Source organism: Pseudarthrobacter sp. TAF60_1 (assembly GCF_052113505.1).
In the GTDB taxonomy this organism is placed as follows: domain Bacteria; phylum Actinomycetota; class Actinomycetes; order Actinomycetales; family Micrococcaceae; genus Arthrobacter.
Genome location: NZ_JBFRDI010000008.1, coordinates 1 through 21,773, shown reverse-complemented (window position 1 = coordinate 21,773; position 21,773 = coordinate 1). Strand labels below are relative to the sequence as shown.

General features: G+C 68.0%; 21 protein-coding genes and 1 pseudogene. 7 read left to right on the top strand and 15 right to left on the bottom strand.

All coding sequences use genetic code 11. From position 1 onward, the window contains the following. Nucleotides 1-142: 142 nt before the first annotated feature. Complete coding sequence (locus tag AB4Y73_RS10860) at nt 143-1,006, bottom strand: SDR family oxidoreductase (protein ID WP_441871445.1); 864 nt, start codon at nt 1,004-1,006, stop codon at nt 143-145. Nucleotides 1,007-1,127: 121 nt separating this feature from the next. Between AB4Y73_RS10860 and AB4Y73_RS10855 the strand changes: the two genes are divergently transcribed. Both AB4Y73_RS10855 and AB4Y73_RS10850 read left to right on the top strand, forming a co-directional pair. Further along, on the top strand, nt 1,128-1,505 hold the full coding sequence (locus AB4Y73_RS10855) for a winged helix-turn-helix transcriptional regulator (RefSeq protein WP_441871444.1): 378 nt from the start codon (nt 1,128-1,130) through the stop codon (nt 1,503-1,505). Nucleotides 1,506-1,587: 82 nt separating this feature from the next. Next, nucleotides 1,588-1,947 carry a hypothetical protein gene (locus tag AB4Y73_RS10850; protein WP_441871443.1) on the top strand — a complete coding sequence of 120 codons (360 nt, stop codon included), beginning with the start codon at nt 1,588-1,590 and terminating at the stop codon, nt 1,945-1,947. Nucleotides 1,948-1,982: 35 nt separating this feature from the next. Here AB4Y73_RS10850 and AB4Y73_RS10845 read toward each other — a convergent pair whose 3' ends face one another. Beyond that, nucleotides 1,983-2,732 (bottom strand): 3-hydroxybutyrate dehydrogenase, encoded by a 750-nt coding sequence (locus AB4Y73_RS10845; protein WP_441871442.1) that lies wholly within the window; start codon nt 2,730-2,732, stop codon nt 1,983-1,985. Nucleotides 2,733-2,796: 64 nt separating this feature from the next. Further along, nucleotides 2,797-4,179, bottom strand: a complete 1,383-nt coding sequence (locus tag AB4Y73_RS10840) for an MFS transporter (protein WP_441871441.1) — start codon at nt 4,177-4,179, stop codon at nt 2,797-2,799. A gap of 129 nt (nt 4,180-4,308) precedes the next feature. On the opposite strand from AB4Y73_RS10840, the gene AB4Y73_RS10835 reads away from it, so the two are divergent. Further along, complete coding sequence (locus AB4Y73_RS10835) at nt 4,309-5,211, top strand: LysR family transcriptional regulator (protein WP_441871440.1); 903 nt, start codon at nt 4,309-4,311, stop codon at nt 5,209-5,211. On the opposite strand, the gene AB4Y73_RS10830 is transcribed toward AB4Y73_RS10835, so the two are convergent. Genes AB4Y73_RS10830 through AB4Y73_RS10820 form a run of 3 tightly spaced genes read right to left on the bottom strand, consistent with a single transcriptional unit; the run spans nt 5,208 to nt 9,209 of the window. Next, nucleotides 5,208-6,107, bottom strand: coding sequence for a spermidine synthase (locus tag AB4Y73_RS10830; protein ID WP_441871439.1), 900 nt, complete (start codon nt 6,105-6,107; stop codon nt 5,208-5,210). The genes AB4Y73_RS10835 and AB4Y73_RS10830 overlap by 4 nt on opposite strands. Before the next feature lie 40 nt (nt 6,108-6,147). Beyond that, a complete protein-coding gene (gene rfaE2 / locus AB4Y73_RS10825; RefSeq protein WP_441871438.1) occupies nt 6,148-7,728 on the bottom strand; it encodes a D-glycero-beta-D-manno-heptose 1-phosphate adenylyltransferase in 1,581 nt (526 codons plus the stop codon). Next, nucleotides 7,725-9,209: an aldehyde dehydrogenase family protein gene (locus AB4Y73_RS10820; RefSeq protein ID WP_441871437.1), complete on the bottom strand. Its 1,485-nt coding sequence runs from the start codon at nt 9,207-9,209 to the stop codon at nt 7,725-7,727. The genes rfaE2 (AB4Y73_RS10825) and AB4Y73_RS10820 overlap by 4 nt, the downstream gene beginning before the upstream one ends. A gap of 181 nt (nt 9,210-9,390) precedes the next feature. Here AB4Y73_RS10820 and AB4Y73_RS10815 point away from each other — a divergent pair, with 181 nt between their 5' ends. Further along, a complete protein-coding gene (locus AB4Y73_RS10815; protein ID WP_441871436.1) occupies nt 9,391-10,509 on the top strand; it encodes a glycosyltransferase family 9 protein in 1,119 nt (372 codons plus the stop codon). A gap of 31 nt (nt 10,510-10,540) precedes the next feature. Here AB4Y73_RS10815 and AB4Y73_RS10810 read toward each other — a convergent pair whose 3' ends face one another. From AB4Y73_RS10810 to AB4Y73_RS10780, 7 genes are read right to left on the bottom strand one after another with little or no spacing between them, the layout of a single operon-like run. Continuing rightward, a complete protein-coding gene (locus AB4Y73_RS10810) occupies nt 10,541-11,242 on the bottom strand; it encodes an SDR family oxidoreductase (RefSeq protein ID WP_441871435.1) in 702 nt (233 codons plus the stop codon). Between the two features lie 55 nt (nt 11,243-11,297). After that, complete coding sequence (gene rfaE2, locus AB4Y73_RS10805; protein WP_441871434.1) at nt 11,298-12,680, bottom strand: D-glycero-beta-D-manno-heptose 1-phosphate adenylyltransferase; 1,383 nt, start codon at nt 12,678-12,680, stop codon at nt 11,298-11,300. After that, nucleotides 12,677-13,366 (bottom strand): D-sedoheptulose-7-phosphate isomerase, encoded by a 690-nt coding sequence (locus tag AB4Y73_RS10800; protein WP_441871433.1) that lies wholly within the window; start codon nt 13,364-13,366, stop codon nt 12,677-12,679. The genes rfaE2 (AB4Y73_RS10805) and AB4Y73_RS10800 overlap by 4 nt, the downstream gene beginning before the upstream one ends. Then, nucleotides 13,363-14,613, bottom strand: coding sequence for a glycosyltransferase (locus tag AB4Y73_RS10795; protein WP_441871432.1), 1,251 nt, complete (start codon nt 14,611-14,613; stop codon nt 13,363-13,365). The genes AB4Y73_RS10800 and AB4Y73_RS10795 overlap by 4 nt, the downstream gene beginning before the upstream one ends. Then, a complete protein-coding gene (locus AB4Y73_RS10790; protein WP_441871431.1) occupies nt 14,610-15,668 on the bottom strand; it encodes a glycosyltransferase in 1,059 nt (352 codons plus the stop codon). The genes AB4Y73_RS10795 and AB4Y73_RS10790 overlap by 4 nt, the downstream gene beginning before the upstream one ends. After that, nucleotides 15,665-16,768: a glycosyltransferase family 9 protein gene (locus tag AB4Y73_RS10785; protein WP_441871430.1), complete on the bottom strand. Its 1,104-nt coding sequence runs from the start codon at nt 16,766-16,768 to the stop codon at nt 15,665-15,667. The genes AB4Y73_RS10790 and AB4Y73_RS10785 overlap by 4 nt, the downstream gene beginning before the upstream one ends. Then, nucleotides 16,765-17,301, bottom strand: a complete 537-nt coding sequence (locus tag AB4Y73_RS10780) for a D-glycero-alpha-D-manno-heptose-1,7-bisphosphate 7-phosphatase (protein WP_441871429.1) — start codon at nt 17,299-17,301, stop codon at nt 16,765-16,767. The genes AB4Y73_RS10785 and AB4Y73_RS10780 overlap by 4 nt, the downstream gene beginning before the upstream one ends. A gap of 126 nt (nt 17,302-17,427) precedes the next feature. Between AB4Y73_RS10780 and AB4Y73_RS10775 the strand changes: the two genes are divergently transcribed. After that, a complete protein-coding gene (locus AB4Y73_RS10775; RefSeq protein ID WP_441871428.1) occupies nt 17,428-18,381 on the top strand; it encodes a glycosyltransferase family 9 protein in 954 nt (317 codons plus the stop codon). 89 nt (nt 18,382-18,470) lie between these two features. On the opposite strand, the pseudogene AB4Y73_RS10770 reads toward AB4Y73_RS10775, so the two are convergent. Both AB4Y73_RS10770 and AB4Y73_RS10765 read right to left on the bottom strand, forming a co-directional pair. Beyond that, nucleotides 18,471-19,280, bottom strand: a pseudogene (locus AB4Y73_RS10770) (sigma-70 family RNA polymerase sigma factor); the annotation flags it as partial. Between the two features lie 161 nt (nt 19,281-19,441). Then, entirely contained in the window at nt 19,442-20,074 is a 633-nt protein-coding gene (locus AB4Y73_RS10765) for a hypothetical protein (RefSeq protein ID WP_441871427.1), read from the bottom strand. Between the two features lie 200 nt (nt 20,075-20,274). Between AB4Y73_RS10765 and AB4Y73_RS10760 the strand changes: the two genes are divergently transcribed. Next, nucleotides 20,275-21,294: a hypothetical protein gene (locus tag AB4Y73_RS10760; protein ID WP_441871426.1), complete on the top strand. Its 1,020-nt coding sequence runs from the start codon at nt 20,275-20,277 to the stop codon at nt 21,292-21,294. Continuing rightward, a complete protein-coding gene (locus tag AB4Y73_RS10755; protein ID WP_441871425.1) occupies nt 21,294-21,725 on the top strand; it encodes a phage holin family protein in 432 nt (143 codons plus the stop codon). The genes AB4Y73_RS10760 and AB4Y73_RS10755 overlap by 1 nt, the downstream gene beginning before the upstream one ends. Nucleotides 21,726-21,773: the final 48 nt, after the last annotated feature.

Below are 21,773 nucleotides of genomic sequence, written 5' to 3'. Positions count from 1 at the left end.
TGCCACCGACGCTCTCTCACTTAATGCGGCTTAAAACCGAACGCTCTATCACTCTCTTGAAGAAAGTGATAGAGCGTTCGCCCAAAAGGCCCATTAAGTGAGAGAGCGTCCCGGGGGGCCGGGGGGGGTGGGGCGGGGGTGGTTAGACGGCGGCGAGCGCTGAACGAACGGCGGCGGGCATCGGCGTCGTGGGCCGGCCGATCAGCTGGCGGAGGTCCGAGCCGCTGACAAGGAGATCGCCCCGGGCAATACCGAGGTCCGAGTCGGCCAGGATGTCAGCGAAGGGCTGCGGAACCCCGAAGCCCGCCAGCAGGCCGGCGTAGTCGCTGGCCGGAAGGTCCTGGTAGTCCACGGTCTTGTTGGCAGCGGCGCTGATTTCCCGCGCCAGCTCCTTGAGTGTGAAGGCGTGGTCACCGCCGAGCTCGTAAACCTTGCCGGCCTGGTTTTCGGCGACGAGGACGGCTGCGGCAGCCTCGGCATAGTCCAGGCGGGACGCCGCACTGACTTTGCCTTCGCCGGCGCTGCCGGCGAGGGCGCCCTGCGCAAGAGTTCCCTGCAGTTGATCCGTGTAGTTTTCCAGGTACCAGCCATTGCGGAGGAGAGCGAATGGCACTCCGGAGTCTTTGATGATGTCCTCGGTGGCCTGATGCTCGGCGGCCAGCTTCATGCCGGTGGTATCCGCGTTGGCGATGCTCGTGTACGCGATGAGCTCCACGCCCTCTGCCTTGGCGGCCTCGATGACGGTGCGGTGCTGTTCAACCCGCTGGCCCACCTCGCTGCCGGAGATCAGCAGGACTTTGGTGGCACCTTCGAGCGCTCTCGCCACGGAAGCGGCGTCCCTGTAGTCCATCGCCCTGACCTGCACACCGCGTGCTTCAAAGTCGGCCAGTTTCCCGACGGAACGGCCGGCGGCCACGATCTGTGCAGCCGGAACGTTGCGCTTGAGGAGGGCTTCGACGACGTGGCGGCCAAGCTGTCCGGTTGCTCCGGTAATAACGATGCTCATGGGTGGTTCCTTTCACCATCTGCAGGGGGTCACCGTGCACAACCAGCCCTTTCCTCAAATACTTCCCAAGGGAGGGTACGCACTTTGAAGTAAGGTACTCACCTTTTGGTAAGTTGGATGCATGGAAGCAGAGACATTTCCGGGCCGCCTGCCAGCCGGCTTGGCCGACGGCGTGTTTCCGGCGGGGTGCCCCAGCCGGACGGTGCTGGACCATATCACCAGCAAATGGGGCGTGCTGATTCTGCTGGCGCTTTCCGAAGGCGAACAGCGGTGGAGCGAACTGCGGCGGCGGGCCGAAGGCATCAGCGAGAAGATGCTGGCACAGACCTTGAAAACATTGGAGAGCGACGGCCTGGTGCTGCGCCATGCCCAGCCGGTCATTCCACCCCGGGTGGACTACAGCCTCACAAAGCGCGGTTATGAATTGACGGCCCTGCTCGTTCCACTGGTGGCCTGGGCCTACAACAACGCCGAGGAAATCCTCCAGGTCCAACGCTGAATGCCTAGGTACCGGCCCCTCAAATAGTCGAGTACATGTTACTGGTGTGACTGGTGTGAATAGCGCTTAGCCTATTTGTAAGGTGCCAGCCACGACTAGGAGGATCATCCTCTGCTGGGAGCTGTCCGGCTACCGCACCGCAGTGGGCGGCTCCACGCCGCTTCAAGGAGTGGTTCGCATGGTGAAAGCGCATGTCCAGGACCTGGCCAGCATGGGCAGGCCCGTCAAACTTTCCACGCTCATCGTCCGTGCCTGGTGCCGGGTACTCGCGGCGATTGGCCCGAAGTCCCCCTACCGGGTGGGCGATGCCGTGGTGGGCGAGGACCCCTTCAACGGCCGCCAGGAAGGAATAGTGCTGTCCCACCGCGGTCCGTCTGTGGAGCTGAGCGCCGCGGCGGGAGTGTTCTACTACGACCACCGCCACCTGAGGCCGCAGGATTAGCTGCCTCAGGTGGCGGGAGTTCCAACGGCGAGGATTTAGCGCGCCGACCAGCCACCGTCCATGGTGTAGCTGGCTCCGGTGACCATGCCGGCGTGATCGGACGCCAGCCAGGCCACCAGGGAAGCCACCTCGGCCGGCTCCACGAGGCGCTTGATGGCGGACTCGGTGAGCATGACCTTGGCCAGCACCTCGGATTCAGGAATCCCGTGCACTTTCGCCTGGTCAGTGATCTGCTTCTCCACCAGCGGCGTTCGGACATAGCCCGGGTTCACACAGTTGGAGGTGACGCCGTGCTCCCCGCCTTCAAGCGCCGTCACCTTGCTCAGCCCTTCCAGGCCGTGCTTGGCGGATACGTACGCACTCTTGAACGGGGAGGCACGGATGCCGTGCACCGAGGACAGGTTGATGATGCGCCCGAACCCATTGGCGTACATGTGCGGCAGGGCGGCCCGGATCAGCAGGAACGGGGCTTCCAGCATCAGGGCGATGATCCGGCGGAATTCCACGGGATCGAACTCCTCGATGGGACTGATCCGCTGGATCCCGGCGTTGTTGACCAGGATGTCGCAGTCCAGGCTCAGGGTGCCGAGCTTGTCCACGTCCAGCAGGTCAACCGCCCAAGAGGTGCCGCCCACTTCGTCAGCGAGTGCGGCAGCGCCGGAGGCGTCGACGTCGGCAACCACCACCTTCGCCCCCCGGGCGGCAAGCTCCCGGACACACGCGGCGCCGATCCCGCTGGCGCCCCCTGTGACAACTGCCTTGCGGCCGTTCAGTGTGTTTTCCATTGCAGATCCGGTTCCCATCGTGTGCAGTTCCATCAGGCTTCGCGGTTGAGGCTGTTCAGGCGGCTCAGCGTGAGCGGGCCGGGAGCAATCCCTCGCGGGCAGCGTCGGCCTTGTCCACTTCCTCCAGCGCGATGCCCTTGGTCTCCTTCAGGCTCAGCACCGCTACCGCGGTGATGGCGCAGGCGACCACCAGGTAAATGGCGGTGGGAACCCAGGAGCCTGTGTCCTTGAGCCACTGGGTGGCCAGCAGCGGAGCCAGGGACCCCGCGAAGATGGACGTCACCTGCGAGCCCAGCGAAACGCCCGAGTAGCGCATCCGGGTGGGGAACAGCTCAGCCATGATGGCGGGCTGGCCGGCGTACATAAAGGCGTGCAGGCAGAGGCCGATGGTCACGGCGAGGACGATCACCACGGCGTTGCGGGTGTCGAACATGGGGAAGGCGAAGAAGGGCCACGCAGCACCGGTGATGGCACCGATGAGGTAGACGGGCTTGCGTCCCACTTTGTCCGCGAGCCGGCCAATCTGCGGAATGACCAGGAAGTGGATGACGTGGGCAATCAGCAGCGCCAGCAGGAGCGAGGAGGTGTCGTACTTGTGGACGCTCTTGAGGTAGACGATGGCGAAGCTGACCACCAGGTAGTACATGATGTTCTCCGCGAAGCGGAGCCCCATAGCCTGCAGGATGCCCTTGGGGTACTTGCGCACCACCTCGAAGACGCCATAGCTGACGGCCTGTTCCTTCTCCACGAGGGCCTTGGCCTCAAGGAAGATGGGGGCTTCGGTGACGTGCGTGCGGATGTAGTAGCCCACGAAGACAATCACGGCGGAGAGCCAGAATGCCACACGCCAGCCCCAGCCAAGGAACGCTTCCGGGCTCAGCGTGGTGGACATGACAAAGAGCACCAGCGTTGCGAGCAGGTTGCCCACCGGAACAGCGGCCTGGGGCCAGCTCGACCAGAAGGCGCGCTTGCTGTTGGGGCTGTGCTCGGCCACCAGCAGCACGGCGCCGCCCCATTCACCACCGAGCGCGAAGCCCTGGATGAAGCGCAGGGCAACCAGGAGGGCGGGGGCCGCGTAGCCGATGTCGGCGAAGCCCGGGAGGCAGCCCATAAGGAATGTGGCCACGCCGACGATCACAATAGTCAGCTGCAGGGTGGGCTTACGGCCCAGCTTGTCGCCGATCTGGCCGAACACGATTCCCCCGAGCGGACGGGCAACAAAGCCCACAGCATAGGTGATGAAGGCCTGGATGATGCCGTCCAGTTCATTGCCGGTGGGAGGGAAGAAGTACTTCCCGAACACGAGGGTTGCGGCGGTGGCGTAGAGGAAGAATTCGTACCATTCCACCACCGTTCCCACCATTGAGGCGGCCACGATTTTCTTGAGGCCGGATCCCTTGGATGCGGGTCCGGCGGCATTGTCTGCCGAGCGCTGCTCTACGCTCATGAGTTTCTCCTTAGTGTCCACTTTGACACGTGCTGTGATCCACAGCACTAATGGCTCCATTGAGTATTACTGCACAAAGTTGCCCATTCAATGGCCAATGCAGCACCTGCTATGTGCACAATTGCAGATATGAACGCCAATCCCGATGACCTGCTGGTCCTGCTTGAGGTATCCCGTTCGGGGAAATTTACGACGGCGGCGCAGGCCCTGGGCCTGAACCACACCACCGTGTCCCGCCGGGTCGCCGCACTGGAGAAGGCGCTGGGTGGCCGGGTGCTGGCCCGCGCCGCGGGCGGCTGGGAACTCACGGAGCTCGGCTCGGACGCTGTCCGGGTGGCGGAACAGGTGGAGGCTGCGGTGAGCGGGCTGGGACCGGCTGGCAAGGCACCCGACCCGGTTGCCGGCGTCGTACGCATGACGGCAACTGACGGTTTCAGCGCATACATCGCGGCACCCGCCGTGGCCCGGCTGCGCCGGGACCACCCGGGCCTTGCCGTGGAGGTGGTGACCATGACCCGGCGGGCTTTGCAGCAGCGCTCGGGCCTGGACATCGAGGTGGTGGTGGGCGAACCCCAGGTCCACCGGGCCGAGGCCGTCCGGCTCGGCGAGTACATGCTGGGAATGTATGCCTCACGCGGTTACCTGGCTGAGTACGGAACCCCGGCCAGCGTGGCAGAACTGACGGAACATCCACTCGTTTATTTTGTGGACTCGATGCTCCAGGTGGACGACCTCGACGCACCCCGCCGGCTGGTTCCTGCCATGCGGGACGGCCTCACCTCAACGAACGTTTTTGTGCACGTGGAGGCCACCCGCGCGGGAGCCGGCATCGGATTTTTGCCGTGCTTTATGGGCGACCTGCATAACGACCTGGTTAGGCTGCTGCCCGACGACGTCGCCGAGCTGCTCCCTTACTGGATGGTCCTGCGGCCGGATTCGATGCGCCGCCCGACGGTGGCCGCCGTCGTCCAGGCGCTGCGGGACCAGACGGCGGCGCACCGGGAATCGCTGCTGGGACGGGGCCGGGCTTAGTCACCGGCCGGGTCGTGGCGCACCGGGGAGTTGGCCGCGAAGGCGCGGACCTGTGCGTCATCCCAGATGTGGGCAGGGACCGCGCCGCCCAGGAGCCGCCGGGCCAGCTGGGGATCCCCGTCCAGCGGGGTGTCGCTGCCGGCCATGACCATGTTGCCGTAGCGGCGGCCTTTGAGCATGGCGGGATCGGCAATGATGAGCGTGTGCTCGAAGGCGGCGGCGATAGTGGCGGCGTCCTCGCGGGCGTTTTTGAGGTCCGGGGCGTCGCCGGAGTTGACCACGTAGATGCCGCCCGGCGCGAGCACGCGTTTGATGTGCTCAGTGAACTCGGCCGTGGTGAGCGGCCGCGGAGTCAGTGAACCGGCAAAGACATCGCGGATGATGAAATCGCGGGTGTCCGCCGTCAGTGTCTCGGTGACCTCCCGGGCCTCCCCGACCCGGAGGCGGAGCAGCGGCGCTTTGGGAAGGTCGAACCAGCCGCGGACGTACTCGGCCAGCTTGCCGTCGAGTTCCACCACCACCTGACGGGCGTCCGGGTACGCCGCGTGGAAGTAGCGGGCCAGGGAACAGGCGCCCCCGCCCAGGTGCAGCCCGCGTAGCCTTCCTCCGTCCTTTGGCGGCCAGCGGGATTCAATAAGCGCGGCCATCCAGCGCATGTACTCGAAGTCCAGGAACAGCGGATCGGCGAGATCGATGTGGGAGCTCATCACACCGTTGATCCTCAGCAGCCAGCCGTTGGAGTTGTCCTGGTCGGCGATGAGCTCGCAGTCGCCGGTGTCGATGTAGTAGACACCCTCAACGGGACCGTCCGGGCGGGTGCCCCTGGGCACCTCGACCACGCCCGCCGTCGAACGCTGGCTGCCGCTCCTGCCGCCTGACTTACCGCGCTTCGCCATTACCCGTGTGCCGCTTCAGTCATGCTTCAACCCTAGTTGTTCACCCCAAATCGGCGGCCTTGGAGAGCTGTTCTGCCCCCGCCCCGTCGCGGATGCGCTGGACGACGGCGGTCGTGGAGCGCTCTGCGACGTAGTCCAGGATGGCGACGCGTCCGCCGTACTCCTCCACGGCGTCGGTTTCCGACAGCATTTCCGGCGTGTAGTCACCGCCTTTGGCGTAGACGTCGGGCCGGAGCAGCGTTACCAGCGGGCTGGCCGTGGGGGTATCGAAGATGGTCACGTAGTCCACGCAGCTGAGGGCGGCGATCACCGCAGCCCGGTCGGCCCCGTTGTTGATGGGCCGGCCGGGACCCTTGAGCCTGCGGACGGATTCGTCGCTGTTCAGCGCCACCACCAGTACATCGCCCAGCTGTTTGGCCTGGTTCAGGTAGCGGGTGTGCCCGCTGTGCAGCACGTCAAAGCAGCCGTTGGTCAGCACGATCCGTTGGCCCTTGGCCCGGTGCTCAGCCACCTGCCGGGCAAGCTCGTCGGCGCCGAGGGCTGTGTCAGCGAAGCTCTCCAAATGCCGGCCCAGTTGAGCAGTGCTGCAGACGGAGGTTCCCGGCTGGTGTACCACCACATCCGCGGCAGTCTGGGCAAGATCGAGGCTGGTGGTCAGGGGGAGGCCCGCCGATCTGGCCAGTGTCAGGGCGGCCACAAAAGTATCGCCCGCGCCGGACGCCTGTTTCTCGGCTGCCGGCCGCGCCCATGTGCGGTGCGTGCCGCCGTCGGCCGCGAACAGCACGGTCCCGTCCTTGTCCAAGGTCACCACCACCGATCCCGCTCCCGTTGCCGCCAGCAGGGCCTCGCTGTGCCTGGTCAGGGATTCCACCCGGCCGGGTCCGGCCGGCAGGCGCAGGTCCAGCAGCCGGGCAGCTTCCTGGGCGTTGGGCGTGACCAGGTCCGGCCGGAGCCCGGCCCAGGGGCGGGGATCGTGCGCATCCACCACCGTCAGGGGGCGCGCGGACGTTTCGACGGCGGTGCCTTCCTCAGCAGTTCCCTCCCCCGCCAGCGCTTCCTCAAGGGCAACCCTGACGGCGTCGGCCAGGACGCCGGTTCCGTAGTCGCACACCAGCACGGCGTCCTGATGTCCGACGGCGGCGCGCACCGAGGAAGCCAACGCGGCCAGCGCGTCGGCCGGCACAGCCCTGGCGGAGTCGTCGATCCGGAGCATCACCTGGCCGCCGCTGCTGATCCTGATCTTGGTGGTGGTGACCATGTCCGGATGGGAACATAGGTGCTTCACGTCGATGCCGGCTGATTCGAGTTTCCGCCGAAGCGTTGCCCCGGCGTCGTCCGTCCCGATGATGCCGGCCACGGACACCCGGGCTCCGAGGGCTGCCAGGTTCATCGCGGTGTTTGCGGCGCCTCCCGGTGCGAACTCGCGGGTGGCGATGTCCACCACCGGTGCGGGGGCCTCGCGGCAGAGACGTTCGATGGCGCCGCTCCACCAGCCGTCCAGCATCACGTCCCCAATAACCAGGATGGCGGGCCGCTCGGCGGCAAGGCGGCGCGGCAGCCCGCCGGACAGGGCACGCTCGCTGCCAAGATCGCCCGCGCCGGCTGCCTGCGCCGGACTCATTGCCGGCTCCCGCTCCGGTCCTGCAACTGCTCGGCCGGCACCGGGTCGGGCAACGGCTCGTCCGGCAATTGAAGTGCATACGGGGGCGGTGCCGCCACGTGGACCACCTTCACGCGGGTGAATTCGTCCAGAAGTTCGGGGCCGTAGCCGAAGCCTTCGCCGCTGGCGCCGCGGGGCTGGGCTGATCCGCCCGGCGCACCGCCAAACACCTCGTTGATTTTCACGGTGCCCACCGGGAGGGCCGCAATGGCCTTCTGGACGTGTGCGATGCTGCCCGTCAGGACCGTGGCGGCAAGCCCGTAGCGGCCGCTGCCCGCAAGCTGCAGCCCGTCGTCGAACGTCGGGACAACCCGCACCGCAGCCACCGGGCCGAAGGTCTCTTCAGTCATCACCTGCATGTCGTCGGTGCAGTCGAGCAGCACCGTTGCCGGGTAGAACGCACCGGGCCCCTCTGGAAGAACGCCGCCTTCCACAGCACGCGCGCCCTGCTCGAGGGCCTCCGACACCTGGGCATGGACGCTGTCACGGAGCCTGGCGTCCACCAGCGGGGCCACGCTGCCGTTGTGGTTGCGCAGCGCCGCTTCCGTTTCCAAGGCTGCGCAGAAGCGGGCCGCGATCGCCTGGTGGACGTAGATCCGTTCCACTGCCGTGCAGATCTGTCCGCTGTTGCTGAAGGCGCCGATGGCAGCCTGCTCGGCGGCCCACACGGGGTCCACGTCCCGGTCGACCACAAGGGGATCGTTCCCGCCGTTCTCGCGGATCACGTGGGCTCCGGTTTGAGCCCCGGCGCTGGCGATCCGGGTTCCGGAGGCGCTGGATCCCACGTGGGCGATGACGTCCACCGCGGCCCGGGTCAGCAATGTGCCCACGCCGGCACCGCCGGACACCGTGAGCAGGACCCCCGGCGGAAACGCCGTTGCCAGCACCTCCCCCAGGGCCTCGCCGAGGCGGGGGCAGCGTTCGCTCGGTTTGTGCACCACCGTGTTGCCGGTCACCAAGGCGGCGCCGATGAGCCCGCTGGCCACGGCAACAGGATCGTTCCACGGGGTGAGGAGCACGGCCACGCCGCGGGGTTCGGCAACGGTGTAGTCAGAGGCGGACCTGCTGCCGAGCAGGCTGTGGCCGCGGTGCAATGGGCCAATCTCGGCGTACTGCTCAAGGGTGGAGACCCCCGCCGCGATTCCGGCGAGCGCCTCGATATAGGGGCGTCCGGTTTCGCTGTTGTTGAGGGCCGCCAGTTCTTCTGCCGCGGCGTCCAGGGCGCGGGCCGCGCTGCGGAGGGCGGCCCCCCTTTCCGCCGGTGCGACGGCGGCCCATCCGCTGGCCGCGCTCCGGGCCATCTCGACGGCGTCCTCCACCGCGCCCGGTCCGGCCTCGGGGACGGACCAGAGATACTCGCCTGTGCGGGGGTCGGTGATGGTCAGCCCGGAGCCGTTCCGGGGCAGGTCGGCGGTCGTTGTGGGCGTGGCAGTGGTATGCATGGATCTCCTCCGTACGTACTTCTCCTTGCGGTGATGTACCCCGGGAAACGATGTTTACACGGCGGATGCCGGGGAGAATCCACGTGTAGCCAGCGGCGCCGGCCGTCCGTAGGGTGGCACCACAGGCAGGACCACAGGCCGCAGGGTCCGGTGGTAATGCAGCACGGGGAAGGGGCACTGCATGGAACGAACCGCTGGGGTTGGACCGCTACTGGACAGGTTTGCCGGGGTTTCGCGGATCGCGCTGCTGCGCGGCGGCGGACTCGGCGACCTGATGTTTGCCCTCCCCGCCGTGTCCGCGCTGAAGGCCGCCTATCCCGGCAGTACCGTCACGCTGCTGGGCACACCAGTCCATGAAGCCCTCGTTGCGGCCACCCACACCGCCGTGGACGATGTGATGGTGCTGCCCGTTGCCGAGGGCGTCCGCCCCGGCCGTGAGGATCCGGCCGCCGTGGCAGCCTTCGTCAGCGCCGCCCGGGAACGGCAGTTCGACCTCGCGGTGCAGCTCCATGGCGGCGGCAGGTTCTCCAATCCGTTCCTGCTGCAGATCCAGGCGCGGCATACGGTGGGATCGGGCACGCCGGACGCCGCCCCGCTGGAACGCACCCTGCCCTACACCTACTACCAGCACGAACCCACCCGCGCCCTCGAAGTTGCCGGGCTGGCCGGCGCTGCACCGGTCCTGCTGGAGGCGCGGCTCAATCCGCTGGCGCAGTTCGTGGCACGGCTTCCGGCCCTTTTGGGTGCCGCGCTGCCGAGGGAGGGCCAGCCGCTGCTGGTGCTGCACCCCGGCGCCACGGATCCCAGACGGCACTGGCCGGCAGAGAGTTTCGGGGCGGTTGCCAGGGCAGCGGCCGACGACGGCGCCCGGGTTTTGGTGGTCGGTGACCACAGCGAAACGGACCTGGCGGAGGCCGTGGTGCGTGCCGCCGTCGGGCGTTCCACTGGAGACGGCCAAGTGTCCTCGGTGGCCGGAACGCTGGGCGTCGGCGAACTGGCAGCCCTGCTCGCCCGCGCCGATGCGGTTCTGGCCAATGACAGCGGTCCGCGGCACCTTGCCCAGGCGCTGGGTACACCCACCGTGGGGATCTATTGGGCCGGGAACGCCCTGACCGCAGGGCCCCTGGGGCGCGGCCGGCACCGGGTCCACCTTTCCTGGGTGACACACTGCCCTGTGTGCGGCGCGGACGTCACGCAGGTGGGCTGGACGGCCCCCCGGTGCCCGCATGACGATTCGCTGGTGGCCGGGATCCGGTGGGACGACGTGTACGTGGATGTGCGGAGCCTGCTGGCGCTGTAACCAGCGCAGCAGGCTCCGGACACGGGCCGCATCACGGCCAGGAACCTTCTTCCGCGTGGCAGATCAGCATCTCCCGCACCTCGCATCCCTGCGGCTGGGACAGCACAAACAGGATGGCCTGGGCCACGTTGCCGGGGCTATTCAGGCGGGAATCGTCCTGCGGCTTGTACTGCTCCGTCCGGTCATCGAAGAAGTGGGTGTTCATGCCGCCCGGGATCATGGCGGTCACGCCGATCTCCCCGCCGGTCTCCGCCGCCAAGGCGTGGGTGAAGCCGACGACGCCGAACTTGGACGCACAGTACGCCGTGGCGTCAGCCACGGCCCGCTTGCCCAGCGTGGACGCGACTGTCACCACGCGGCCGTGCGAGGTTTTGAGATAAGGCAGGGCGGCCCGGACCACCGACACGGTGCCCAGCAGGTTAACGCCGATCACCTTCTCCCATTCCTCCGCGGCAACGTCCGCCAGTTTGCCGCAGCGGTCGATGCCCGCCGCGGTGACCACAGCATCGAGCCCGCCGAGCGTCTCCGCCGCCTCCCGGACCGTCTGCTCCACCGCGGCACGGTCCGCAACGTCCACCTCAAAGGCCTTGACGCCGGACACACCACTGATGTCGCGGTCCAGCACCACAGGCGTCCCGCCTGCCCTGAGCACGGCATCGACGACGGCGGCGCCCAGTCCGGAGGCGCCTCCCGTGACCAGGACCCGGCCGGGCCAGGATGACTCAGTGTTCATGGTGTTCCTTCCACTGGGGATTGGTTCTGAGGATTAACAAATTTGGGCCGAGCTTTCAGCTGACTTTCGCGAGGGCCTCGGCCAGCAGGGTTGAGGAACGGGCCGGGTGGTAAGGGACGGTGACGCAGCGACCGCCCCAGCTCTCCACCAGGTCGGCTTCGGGCAGCCGTTCACCTTGGTAGTCGCCGCCCTTGACCCAGATGTCGGGACGCAGCCGTTCCAGTGCGGCTTCGGGGGTGTCCTCGTCAAAAATCATGACCGCGTCCACGCATTGCAGGGCCAGCAGCAGCTCTGCCCGGTCCTGCTCGATCATGATGGGACGCTCATCGCCCTTCAACCTGCGAACGGAAGCATCCGAATTCAGGCACACGATCAGGCAGTCGCCCAGTTCCCGCGCAGCAACGAGCGACCTGACATGGCCGGCATGGAGCAGGTCGAAGCACCCGCCCGTGGCCACCACCTTGCCACCGTTGTCCCGGACCCGGCGGACCAGCAGCAGAGGCTCCGCGGGCCGGCGCCGGAATTTGCCCGTGCCGTGCCGGTCCGGCAGCGAAGCCACGCCGCCGGACGCCAGGAACTCGGCTGCCTCGTGGACGGCCAGGACGGCAGCGTCCTCGAGGTCCCGCCCTTCGAGCAGGTGGACGGCCACGCTCGCGGCCAGCCTGTCCCCGGCCCCGCAAGGATCGGCCGCCTCCACCCGCGGTGCGTGGATGGGGCGCGGTGTGCGGTCCCGTTCGAGCAGCAGCGTGGCACCCCGCGCCCCGGTGGTGACCAGGACCGCGCGGCTGCGCCACTCGTCCAGCAGGATGCCGGCCACCCCGCCTGCACCGTCCTCGGCGGCCGGCCCGAAGGGACCGCCGGTCCGGGTGCCCGCCGCCTGATGCGCCTCCGAAAGGTTGGGCGTCACCACTGCGACGCCGACGACGGGCCGGGCGCCGGAAGGGTGCGGGTCCCACACTATGGGCACGTCATCGGCCATCCGTTCCAGCAGTTCCCTGAGCTGCGGATTGCCGGCAAGGCCGCGCCCGTAATCGGCCACAATGATGGCGCCGGCCTTGGCCACCGCCCGGAGCATGGCGGGCGTGACGTCCGGGGCCTGCGGCCGGCCGCAATCCTCATCAAACCGGACCACTGCGTGGGTTCCTGCCCGGACACGGGTCTTGACGGGCGTCGGGGAGCCGCTTGGGCCGGCCACCACCTTCACCCCGGCGAGCGCAGCCTCCACATGCCGCCCGGCGTCGTCGTCCGCCAGCACCGTTACCAAGGTGACGGGCCAGCCATCCTCCGCCAGCATGCGGGCGACCAGCCCGGCGCCGCCGGCGCGCCGCCTGGTGCTCGAAACATCCACCACGGGGACAGGCGCGTCCGGGCTGAGCCGGGTGGCCTCACCGCACAGGTCCACGTCCAGGATCACATCGCCCACCACAACGATCCTCATGGCAGGCCCGTCCGCGAGGTCCGGCTGCGAACCTCCAACTCGAAAGCGCGGCAGAGCGCATGCAAGGCGATCAGGTGCCCTTCCTGCGCGTTGGCGTTGACGGCGTCGATCAGGACCGCCTCATCACAGGCCGCGGCGAGCGGATTGGGTCCGGGCCCCGTGAGCGCCCAGGTGGTGATGCCCACGCGGCCGGCCGCTTCCACCGCGCGCAGCAGGTTGGGGCTGTTGCCGCTGGTGGACAGCAGGACCAGCACATCGCCGATGCGGCCGTGGGCGCGGACCTGGCGGGCGAAGACTTCCTCGTAGCCGTAGTCGTTGGCGATAGCGGTCACCGCGGAACTTTCCGCATGCAGCGCGATGGCGGAAAACGGAACTCGGTCGCCGTCGAACCTGCCCACCAGTTCCGCGGTGAGGTGTTGCGCCTCAGCCGCCGAGCCGCCGTTCCCCGCGGCGAGGAGCCGCTGGCCGCTGAGCAGCCGGTTCGCCAGTTCAACGCCCCACGCGGCAAGGCGGCCGGACTGGCTCCGGAGCGAATCCAGCGCCGGAAGGACGTTGTCCAAATGCACTTGCACGGCGTCCTGTGCGGCGGCGTTGTCCGCAGCCAGCCCCGGCAGTGCTGCAGGAAAGGCCGCGTCCCCGGTCAGGGTCTGGAGGTCCTGTTCGCGGACGGACCATTCGGCAGTCACAGCGCAGCCCCTTCCATCCGGACCTCACCGGCGGGCACGCCTGCCACCGCCTGCTGGTAGGCCTTTTCGGTTTCGGCCGCCACCCGGTCCCATGAATAACGCGAGCGGGCTCGCCGCTGGCCCGCAGCACCGAGTTCCTCGCGCAGGGCGGGATCGCCGAGCAGGCGGGCAAGCGCTGAGGCGATCGCTTCCGGATCCCGCGGCGGCACGTGGATCCCCGTGGCACCGTCCACAACGGTGTCACGGAGGCCCCCGACGGCGGCAGCCACCACCGGCACCCCGCACGCCATCGCTTCCAGCGGCACGATGCCGAACGGCTCATACCAAGGCGCGCACACCACGGCGTCAGCGCTGCGGAAAAGCGCGGGCATCTCCGCCCGGGGCACATGCCCGAGCAGGGTCACTTTGTCCCGGACCCCAAGTTCCGCGGCCAGCGCCATCAGCCGCCGCACCTCAGGATCAGAGTCCAGCACCCCCAGGTCGGCGCCGCCGCCCACGATCAGGAGTTCGACGTCGTCGCACCCCGCTGCGGAAAGGTGCGGCAGCGCACGGATCACCAGGTCAACGCCCTTGCGGGGCACCAGGCGCCCCACGGAGAGGATGCGGTGGCGGCGTGACCTCGGGGCTGCCGAACCAGCGGCCGCGAAGAGCCCCAGATCCACGCCGCACGGTGCAATGGACACCTTGCCGGTGTCAATGCCCATGGCCTTCAGCTCAAAAACCTCATCGGGGCAGGTGGCAATGATCCGGTCGACGGAGCGTCCCACGCCGGGTTCCAGCCAGCGGCGCTCCCGCGGGCTCGTGTCCCCGGCGCCCTGGTGCCGGCGTTTCACGGTGCCCAGCGCATGGAACGTCTGCACCACCGGAACCCGGAAACCCGCGTCCCGCCCGGCCGCGTCAAGGGCCGCCAGCCCCGACATCCAGAAATGGCCGTGCACCACATCCGGCCGCTGCCGGGCCCAGTCGCTGGCGATGCCGTCGGCCAGAGCCCCCATGAAAGGGAGCAGCTCATCCTTGGGAATCTGGCGGGCAGGTCCTGCGTCAACATGGACAACCTCCAGCCGGGGTCCCACCGCAACCCGGCGGGCCAGCCCTGGCGCGTCCCGCCGGGTGTAGACAGTCACGCTGTGACCCCTTTTGGCGAGCGCCTCGGAGAGCGCCGCCACATGGACGTTCTGCCCGCCGGCGTCCACTCCGCCCAGCGCCGCAAGCGGACTCGCGTGTTCTGAAACCATGGAAATTCTCACAGGGACTTCCTCTCTCGCGCCGGAACAAGGATCTGCTCTTCCAGGAGTTCGTTGGACGGGTTGCCGGCACCGTGGCCCCTGCTGCCTGTGCGTCGGCGCGGAAACTCCGCAAGCACAGCGTCCCAGTCAGCCAGGAACCTGCCCAGGCTGTAACGGGCCAGGGCCGCCTCCCGGGCGGCGACGCCCCGCCGTCGGGCTTCTTCCGGATTGGCGAGGAGGCGTGCGGCGGCGTGGAGGAGCTCCCCGACGTCGGCGGACACCGCGCCTGCCTCCGGCGGGACCGCCCGGGGTGCCTCCGTGGTGGCGAGGGCGAGGACCGGCATGCCCAGGTGCATCGCCTCCAGGAGGGACAGTCCCAACGACGTCCAGCGCATGGGGTGCACGTAAACCCGGCAGCGGGCCAGTTCCCGGTGGAGCTCGCGGGGTTTGAGGTCACCCCGGAGACGGAGCGGGGCGTTTTCGAACCCGGCGGCGGCCGCCAAACCTTCCGTCTTCATCCCGAACACGTGGACTGGTGCCACGGCGGCGAACTCCGGCAGCAGGTCTGTTCCGGTCACCCGGCCCCGGCGCACGGGCTCATTCACCACCACGGCCAACTCCGGCAGTTCGCCGGTATAGAGCTGGCCGGGGTCCGGGATGCCGTGTTCCACCACCAGCGCCGGGGCCCATCCGGTGTCCCAGGCGAGCTTGTTGAAGTGCGTCACGTGCACCACCGGAATGATGTCCTGATCGGCCAGCGGATGGCGGGTAAAGGGGAAATTTCCCTTCGGCGTGTTGTGCTCAACGAACACCGCAGGGAGGTCAGCGCCCGGACGCCGGCCCAAACGGGCCGTCACCTCGCCGATTTCCTCCGGCCGCTGAAGGACGACGGCGTCGATCGCGTCGCCGTCGAGGTCGGCCAGGGTCACCTCCCGGACGGAGTCCGGCCAGCCGCGGCCCGCGCGGCCCAGGCCCCAGGGGCCGCCCTCCGGAAGGACGGGCACGAGGTATTCGTGGCTGCCGCGGACAAAAGCGTCCGTCCACGATCCGTGGACATGCCATAACAGGATCCTCATGAAAGGCGGTCCTTTCTGCGCGTGCTGAGCCGGGTGCTCGCGTGCGTGCTGAGCGAGGCCACACCGCCGATCAGGCGTTCCACCGCCTGCATCACATCTTCCGGCGACACCGAATCCAGGCAGGGGTGCCCGGGGACGGGACAGATCCGCGCCCGCGTCAGGCGGCAGGCCGCATTCTGGTCGCCGAGCAGTTCCAGGGGGACGCCATACGGTGCCCAGCGCACGGCAGGGACCACCGGGGAGAACAGGCAAACCACCGGGGTTCCCACTGCTGCGGCCAGGTGGGCCGGTCCCGTGTTTCCGGTCACCACCGCCTCCGCCCCTGCCAGGACCCCGGCCAGGGTGCGGAGGTCCGTCCGGCCGCCAAGGTCCTGTGCCGACGGTCCTGCCACCGTGGCGGTCAGGGATGTCTCGGCCGGCCCGCCGGTCACCACCACGCGATGCCCCGCTCCCGCCAGGAGTTCGACGGCGGCGGCGTGATGGAGCGGCGGCCATGCCCTGGCGGGTACGGCGGCTCCGGGGTGGACCACGACGTATGGCCCTTCCCCCACCAGTTCCTTTACTTCCGGAACAGAATTGACCCGGAGTTTTCCGTCGTCTCCGCGGGGCAGGGTGAAGCCTGCTGCCCGGGCGATCCCCAGCGCCCGTTCCGCCTCGGGCTGGTCCTCCGGAATGTCCTCCCCCGGCCTGAGCCGAACGTCCAGCAGGGAGCCCGCATAGTCGGTTGAGGCGCCGCTGATCCGCTCCACCCCGGCCAGCCGCAGCAGCAGGGCCAGGGGCAACGGGGACTGATGGAAGGAGGTCAGGATGACGGCTTCCGTGATCCTGGAGTTCCGCACGTAGTCGATCAGCCGGTTGGCATGGGGTCCCGTCATCTGCGGCGCGGGGTTCATGATCCAGGGGCTGTCCCAGCTGTAGACCTCCCCCACGCCGGGCAGCATGGCCGCGGCCGTTTCGCCCTGCCGGCCGCAGAGCATCACCACGTGATTGGGCTGGCTCCCATCCCGCTGGCGGCCGTTGGCCACGGCACGCACGGCCGGCCCGGCCAGCAGGACATCGCCCAGGCTGTCCAGCCGGGCCACCAGCACGCGGCCCGTCACAGGTCCCCCAGCAACAGGTCAACAGCCCCCGCCAAATCCCGTGCCACCAGCTTTGCTTCTGTGATTTCCTCGGACCGCGTAACCGGGGTGGGCACCAGGACTCCCCTGGCCCCAGCGGCTTCGGCCGCCCCGACGTCGCTGCCGATGTCGCCGATCAGCGCCGCCTCAGATGGGTGGATGCCCAGGCGCTGGCAGGCACTGTGCACCATGCCCGGCGCCGGTTTCCTGCATCGGCAGCCATCTGCCGGCCCGTGGGGGCACACCTCCCACACGTCAAAGGGGCCCAGGAGCTCCTCCACCCTGGCGTTGACACTGGCCACGTCGGCCCCAGTAAGGAGGCCCCTGGCAATCCCCGACTGGTTGCTGAGCACTCCCACTGCCAGGCCCCGCGCACGGAGCGAATCCAGCACACGCTTGGCTTCCGGCATGGCCCGGACCAGGCCAGGGTCGCCGTTGTAGGGCACGTCTACCACCAGGGTTCCGTCCCGGTCGAACAGGACAGCCCTGAGCTGCGGTGTTTCGGAGCTTCCCATACGGACGTAGTTCCCCGGCAGGGCGGTCCCTAAACAGGGCGCCGGGCATTTCCCCGGAATAGACTCCTTGGAAGTGCCCCGATCACCGGCGCCGACATGAGTGGCCCACGACGGGAAGGCGGCAGGATGGCGGATCAGAAGGAGGAACAAGGACGTGCCAGTCCCCGACTCCTGGTGCTCCGCGCGCTTGGCCTCGGGGATCTCCTGGTCGCCGTTCCTGCCCTGCATGCCCTGCGAAGGGCCTTTCCGGGCCATCGCTTGCTCTACGCGTGCCCCGAATGGCTGGCCGACGCCGTTGAGCTGGTGGGCGCCTATGAACTGCTGCCCGTCCGCGGAGTGGATGAGCCGCTTCCCATCCCGCACGGGGCTGTGGACATCGCCGTCAACCTGCACGGCAAAGGCCCGCAAAGCACACGCCTGCTGCAAGCAGTCAGTCCCCGGGTCATCATGGCGCACAGCGGCGGCGGAGTCGGCGGGCCGGACTGGGTGGAAGACCTTAACGAGCGCTCGCGGTGGACACGCCTTTTGCAGTGGCACGGGATAGCCGCCGATCCCCGGGATGTTTCGCTGAGCGTCCCTTCGGTCGCCGCACACCTTCCTGGCGCAACCGTAATCCATGTGGGCGCCGCATTTGCCAGCAGGCTTTGGCCAGCAGAGCGGTTTGCCATGGTTGCACGGCGTCTGTCGGAAAACGGCCACCGGGTGGTTTTCACGGGAAGCGCCCAGGAGCGGCAGCGCGCAGTGGAAATTTGTGACCAGGCCGGACTGCCCGGCAGCGCCGTGCTGGCGGGCAGCCTTCAGCTGCGGGAGTTCGCGGCCTGCATCGCGGCGGCGAGGCTGGTCATCTCTGCGGACACCGGAGCAGCGCATCTGGCCTCTGCGTACGCCCGCCCGTCCATTGTCCTTTTCGGGCCGGTGGGTCCCGAGCGTTGGGGTCCGCCTCCGGGCCCTCACCTGGCGTTGACGCGGGACGATCTGCGCCGCGGTGACCCGTTCGCGGACAGCCCGGACCCCGCCTTGCTGGGTGTGACGGTGGACGATGTCTTGTCGGCCGCAGCCGAGCTGGCGCCTGCACCATAACCGCTCTCCAAGAGCCGGCTGCTGTCCACGAGCCGATGCTGCAGGTCCACCAGGACGCGCGCCAGGCGCCGCGAAACTTGCATTTGCGTCATACCGAGCCGTTTGCCGAGCTCCACCTGCGTCTCCTCGCAGAAGTACCGGCGGTACAGCAGCTCCCGGTCGGCAGCGTCCAGGTCCTGCATGGCCTCGCGCAGGCAGGAGAGCTCCTCCAGCCGTTCAAGGGGCATGTCGGCGCAGGCAAGCACCTCCGAAGCGGGCAGCGCCCCACCGTGGGAAGGGACGGCGTCGAGCGAGTCAGGGTGGAGGCTGCTGGAAGCGTTGATCGCCTCCCGCACCTCCCCGGATTCCACGTCCAAATGCTGCGCGAGTTCGGAGACCGTGGGATTCCGACCCAAAGCCTGCGCAAGTTCCGGCTCGGCGCGGAAGATCCGCGAGCGCAAATCCTGGATGTGCCGGGGCGGCCGGACCATCCAGCTGCGGTCCCGCAGGTACCTTTTCAGTTCGCCGGTGATGGTGGGAGCGGCGTACGCGGGAAAACTTTCCCCTTTGCTTCGATCGAAGCCCTTCGCAGCCTTCACGAGGCCAAGGTAGGCCACCTGGTTAAGGTCAGCCCGCTCGCGGCCGCGGGCTTCGAACCGTGCAGCGAGCGCTTCCGCCAGATCCAGGTAGTCCAGCACCAGCCCGTTTTCAAAGGCCTCCCGGAGCGTTCCCCCCTTGGGCGTGGGCGGTCCAGGCAGCCCCTCAGGCGGCTGTGGCCGGGACTGTCCTGGCGGCTGCTGCGGCGGCAGCCCGGTCGCGAGACAGGGAGGAATTTCCGCGGGCAGCCGGTCGGCTGGAGCGGTGTTTCGAGCTAGCGCTGGAGCGGTGTTTCGGGCAAGCGCAGAGAGGAGTTCGGGCATTGTCAGCGTCCTCCGGGTGATGGTCCGAAAGCCTGTGGCAAGACTTAGAAGTAGGAAATCATAAGCCTGCTTATAAAACAATGCCTGCGGGGCAGTTGGCCGACTGGTCCGCCAACTGCCCCGCAGGAACCCTCTAAATAGGTCCCGAAGAATTCAGGAGCTTAGATTCCGGAGCGCGGCGTGTCGCCATCGGTACGTTCGCGGCGCCGCCGAAGGTCCTCAGCCTGGACATGCTCGGCTCCGTCGACCCGCTGGGTCTCGCCTGCATTTTCAACGAGCGGCTCAGCCTGCCGGGTACCGCTGCCGGCAGCCTCGGTGCGATCAACCGGGTGCGTATCCCGCCCCATGGTTCCCTGTCCCCGGCCAAGATCCGCGTCCTGATCCACGCGGGCATCACGGTGGGCATCCCGACCCATGGCGTCCAGACCCCGGCCGGCGTGGTCATCCGCGCGGACATCGGGGTCAAGTGCGTTGGCCTTTTCGGTATGCTTCGCCACTTCCTCGCGGAGGGAGCGCGCATCACCGGATTTCTGCTCGGCTTCCTGCTTCAGCCGCGCAGCCTCAACCTGAGCCTGTTCGGCGTCAGCGCGGGCACGGCTCGCCCGGGCTTCCTTCTCACGCGCGTCGAGCTCCACTTCCTCGGCCTTCCGGCGTATTTCGGCGGCTTTTTCGCGGTTCGCTTCGTCCCGCTTTTGCTCCATTGCCCGGCGTCGACGGCCCGTCACCAGGAACACGACGAGCAGGACCACCACAACAAGGCCAATAACAACCCAAATCCAGGGTGCAATGTCCAAGCTACCCACCTCTTTCCATTCTGTTCGATCGGGCGCCGCGCCGCCGGACTGGCCGGCACCGGACCCGCTGATTCGGTCACTCGTTTGAAAATAACTTGCAGGGGTACTTATGTTCTATTAGTAACCATGCTTACTATTTTACGGCCAGCATGGCTGGTTCTTGATCAGCAACCGGCCTTCTTTGGAAAGAGAGAGCGAAGATGACAGAGAACCAACGGCCCGAAGACCCGGCATTTACGGCTTCTCCAGGCCTTTCCGGCTCCACAGAAGAATCCAGCTTCACCGCAGAACGCAGCCCCAGCACGTTCCCCGCGGCCGCCACCACCGGCGCAGTGTCGACCCCGTCCGCAACCCCGGTAGCGCCCTATGGGGACGGCGCTGCCGGATCCCGCACGGACGCTGCGAAGGGCGAGGCGGCAGATGTCGCCCGGACCGCCGCGGATTCAGCCCAGAACGTGGCGGAAACCGCCAAGACTGAAGCCGCGAATGTCGCATCCGAGGCTAAAGCTAACGCGAAGGACCTCCTTTACCAGGCACGCACTGACCTCACCGATCAGGCCGGCGCCCAGCAGCAGAAGGTTGCCAGCGGCCTGCGGTCAATGTCCGATGAGCTGCACGCAATGGCCCGGGCATCGGACCAGCCCGGCGTTGCCTCGGATCTGGTCCGCCAGGCCGCAGAGCGTTCCTCGGCCGTGGCAGCATGGCTGGACGGCCGCGATCCCGGCTCGCTCCTGAACGAAGTGAAGAGCTTCGCCAGGCAGCGTCCCGGCACCTTCCTGCTCCTTGCCGCCGGTGCCGGCGTCCTCGCGGGGCGGCTCACGCGCAGCCTCAGTGCCGGCGCACCGGAGTCCGCAAAGGGCTACACGGATGCCGGTTACACGGGCACTGGCGGCCAGCACGCGGCGGGCCCGGGCGGCTACACGCCGTCGGGCGGTGCCTACACACCTGCGGGTGGCGGCACAGTCCCGCCGCCTCCGGTTCAGCTGCCCGGCCCGGCCACCACCACCGCAGGGTTCGACGGCGGCGCTCCGGGCAGCAGCTACGGTGACCCTTCCCGCCCCGCCAGCCCCTTGGACAGCCCGCAGCTCGTGGAGGAGCCCTGGTCGGATAACCGCCTTGCGGACGATCCGTTGCGGCAGCGGGAGCTCGCCGACGATCCCATGGCCAATGACCCCCTGACCCGGGACCGCTCCGCGGACGGCCAGAATGGCAGGCTGTGATGAGCAGCCAGATTCCGGAGCCTCCTCCCTCGGCGGCGCATGTGAAGGCGGATAACACCTCGTTGGGTGACCTGCTCGGTGAGGTCACGCGCGATCTGTCCACCCTGATGCGTCAGGAAGTCGAACTCGCCAAGGCCGAACTGAAGCAGTCCGCCACCAAAGCCGGCAAGGGCAGCGGCATGCTCGCCGGCGCCGGCATCGCCGGGCACTTCGTCCTGCTCTTCCTCTCGATCGCCCTCTGGTACGCCCTGGGCGAACTGATGGGACTGGGCTGGTCCGCCGTCGTGGTCGCCGTGCTCTGGGGCATCATCGCCGCCGTGCTGGCCTCCATCGGCCGGAAGGAAGTCAAAGCGGTCAAGGGCCTGCCCCAGACCACCGAAACACTCTCAGAAATCCCCCCAACCCTGAAACCCGGTGAGGTAAAACGATGAGCGAGAACCCGGACGCAATCCGTTCAGACATTGAAGCAACCCGCGCCC

Bases quoted from the DNA above. Each gene is read 5' to 3' on its own strand.
- AB4Y73_RS10860 (WP_441871445.1), bottom strand. From the start codon at position 1,006: ATGAGCATCGTTATTACCGGAGCAACCGGACAGCTTGGCCGCCACGTC.
- AB4Y73_RS10855 (WP_441871444.1), top strand. From the start codon at position 1,128: ATGGAAGCAGAGACATTTCCGGGCCGCCTGCCAGCCGGCTTGGCCGAC.
- AB4Y73_RS10845 (WP_441871442.1), bottom strand. From the start codon at position 2,732: ATGGAAAACACACTGAACGGCCGCAAGGCAGTTGTCACAGGGGGCGCC.
- AB4Y73_RS10840 (WP_441871441.1), bottom strand. From the start codon at position 4,179: ATGAGCGTAGAGCAGCGCTCGGCAGACAATGCCGCCGGACCCGCATCC.
- AB4Y73_RS10835 (WP_441871440.1), top strand. From the start codon at position 4,309: ATGAACGCCAATCCCGATGACCTGCTGGTCCTGCTTGAGGTATCCCGT.
- AB4Y73_RS10830 (WP_441871439.1), bottom strand. From the start codon at position 6,107: ATGGCGAAGCGCGGTAAGTCAGGCGGCAGGAGCGGCAGCCAGCGTTCG.
- rfaE2 (WP_441871438.1), bottom strand. From the start codon at position 7,728: ATGAGTCCGGCGCAGGCAGCCGGCGCGGGCGATCTTGGCAGCGAGCGT.
- AB4Y73_RS10820 (WP_441871437.1), bottom strand. From the start codon at position 9,209: ATGCATACCACTGCCACGCCCACAACGACCGCCGACCTGCCCCGGAAC.
- AB4Y73_RS10815 (WP_441871436.1), top strand. From the start codon at position 9,391: ATGGAACGAACCGCTGGGGTTGGACCGCTACTGGACAGGTTTGCCGGG.
- AB4Y73_RS10810 (WP_441871435.1), bottom strand. From the start codon at position 11,242: ATGAACACTGAGTCATCCTGGCCCGGCCGGGTCCTGGTCACGGGAGGC.
- rfaE2 (WP_441871434.1), bottom strand. From the start codon at position 12,680: ATGAGGATCGTTGTGGTGGGCGATGTGATCCTGGACGTGGACCTGTGC.
- AB4Y73_RS10790 (WP_441871431.1), bottom strand. From the start codon at position 15,668: ATGAGGATCCTGTTATGGCATGTCCACGGATCGTGGACGGACGCTTTT.
- AB4Y73_RS10780 (WP_441871429.1), bottom strand. From the start codon at position 17,301: ATGGGAAGCTCCGAAACACCGCAGCTCAGGGCTGTCCTGTTCGACCGG.
- AB4Y73_RS10775 (WP_441871428.1), top strand. From the start codon at position 17,428: ATGGCGGATCAGAAGGAGGAACAAGGACGTGCCAGTCCCCGACTCCTG.
- AB4Y73_RS10760 (WP_441871426.1), top strand. From the start codon at position 20,275: ATGACAGAGAACCAACGGCCCGAAGACCCGGCATTTACGGCTTCTCCA.
- AB4Y73_RS10755 (WP_441871425.1), top strand. From the start codon at position 21,294: ATGAGCAGCCAGATTCCGGAGCCTCCTCCCTCGGCGGCGCATGTGAAG.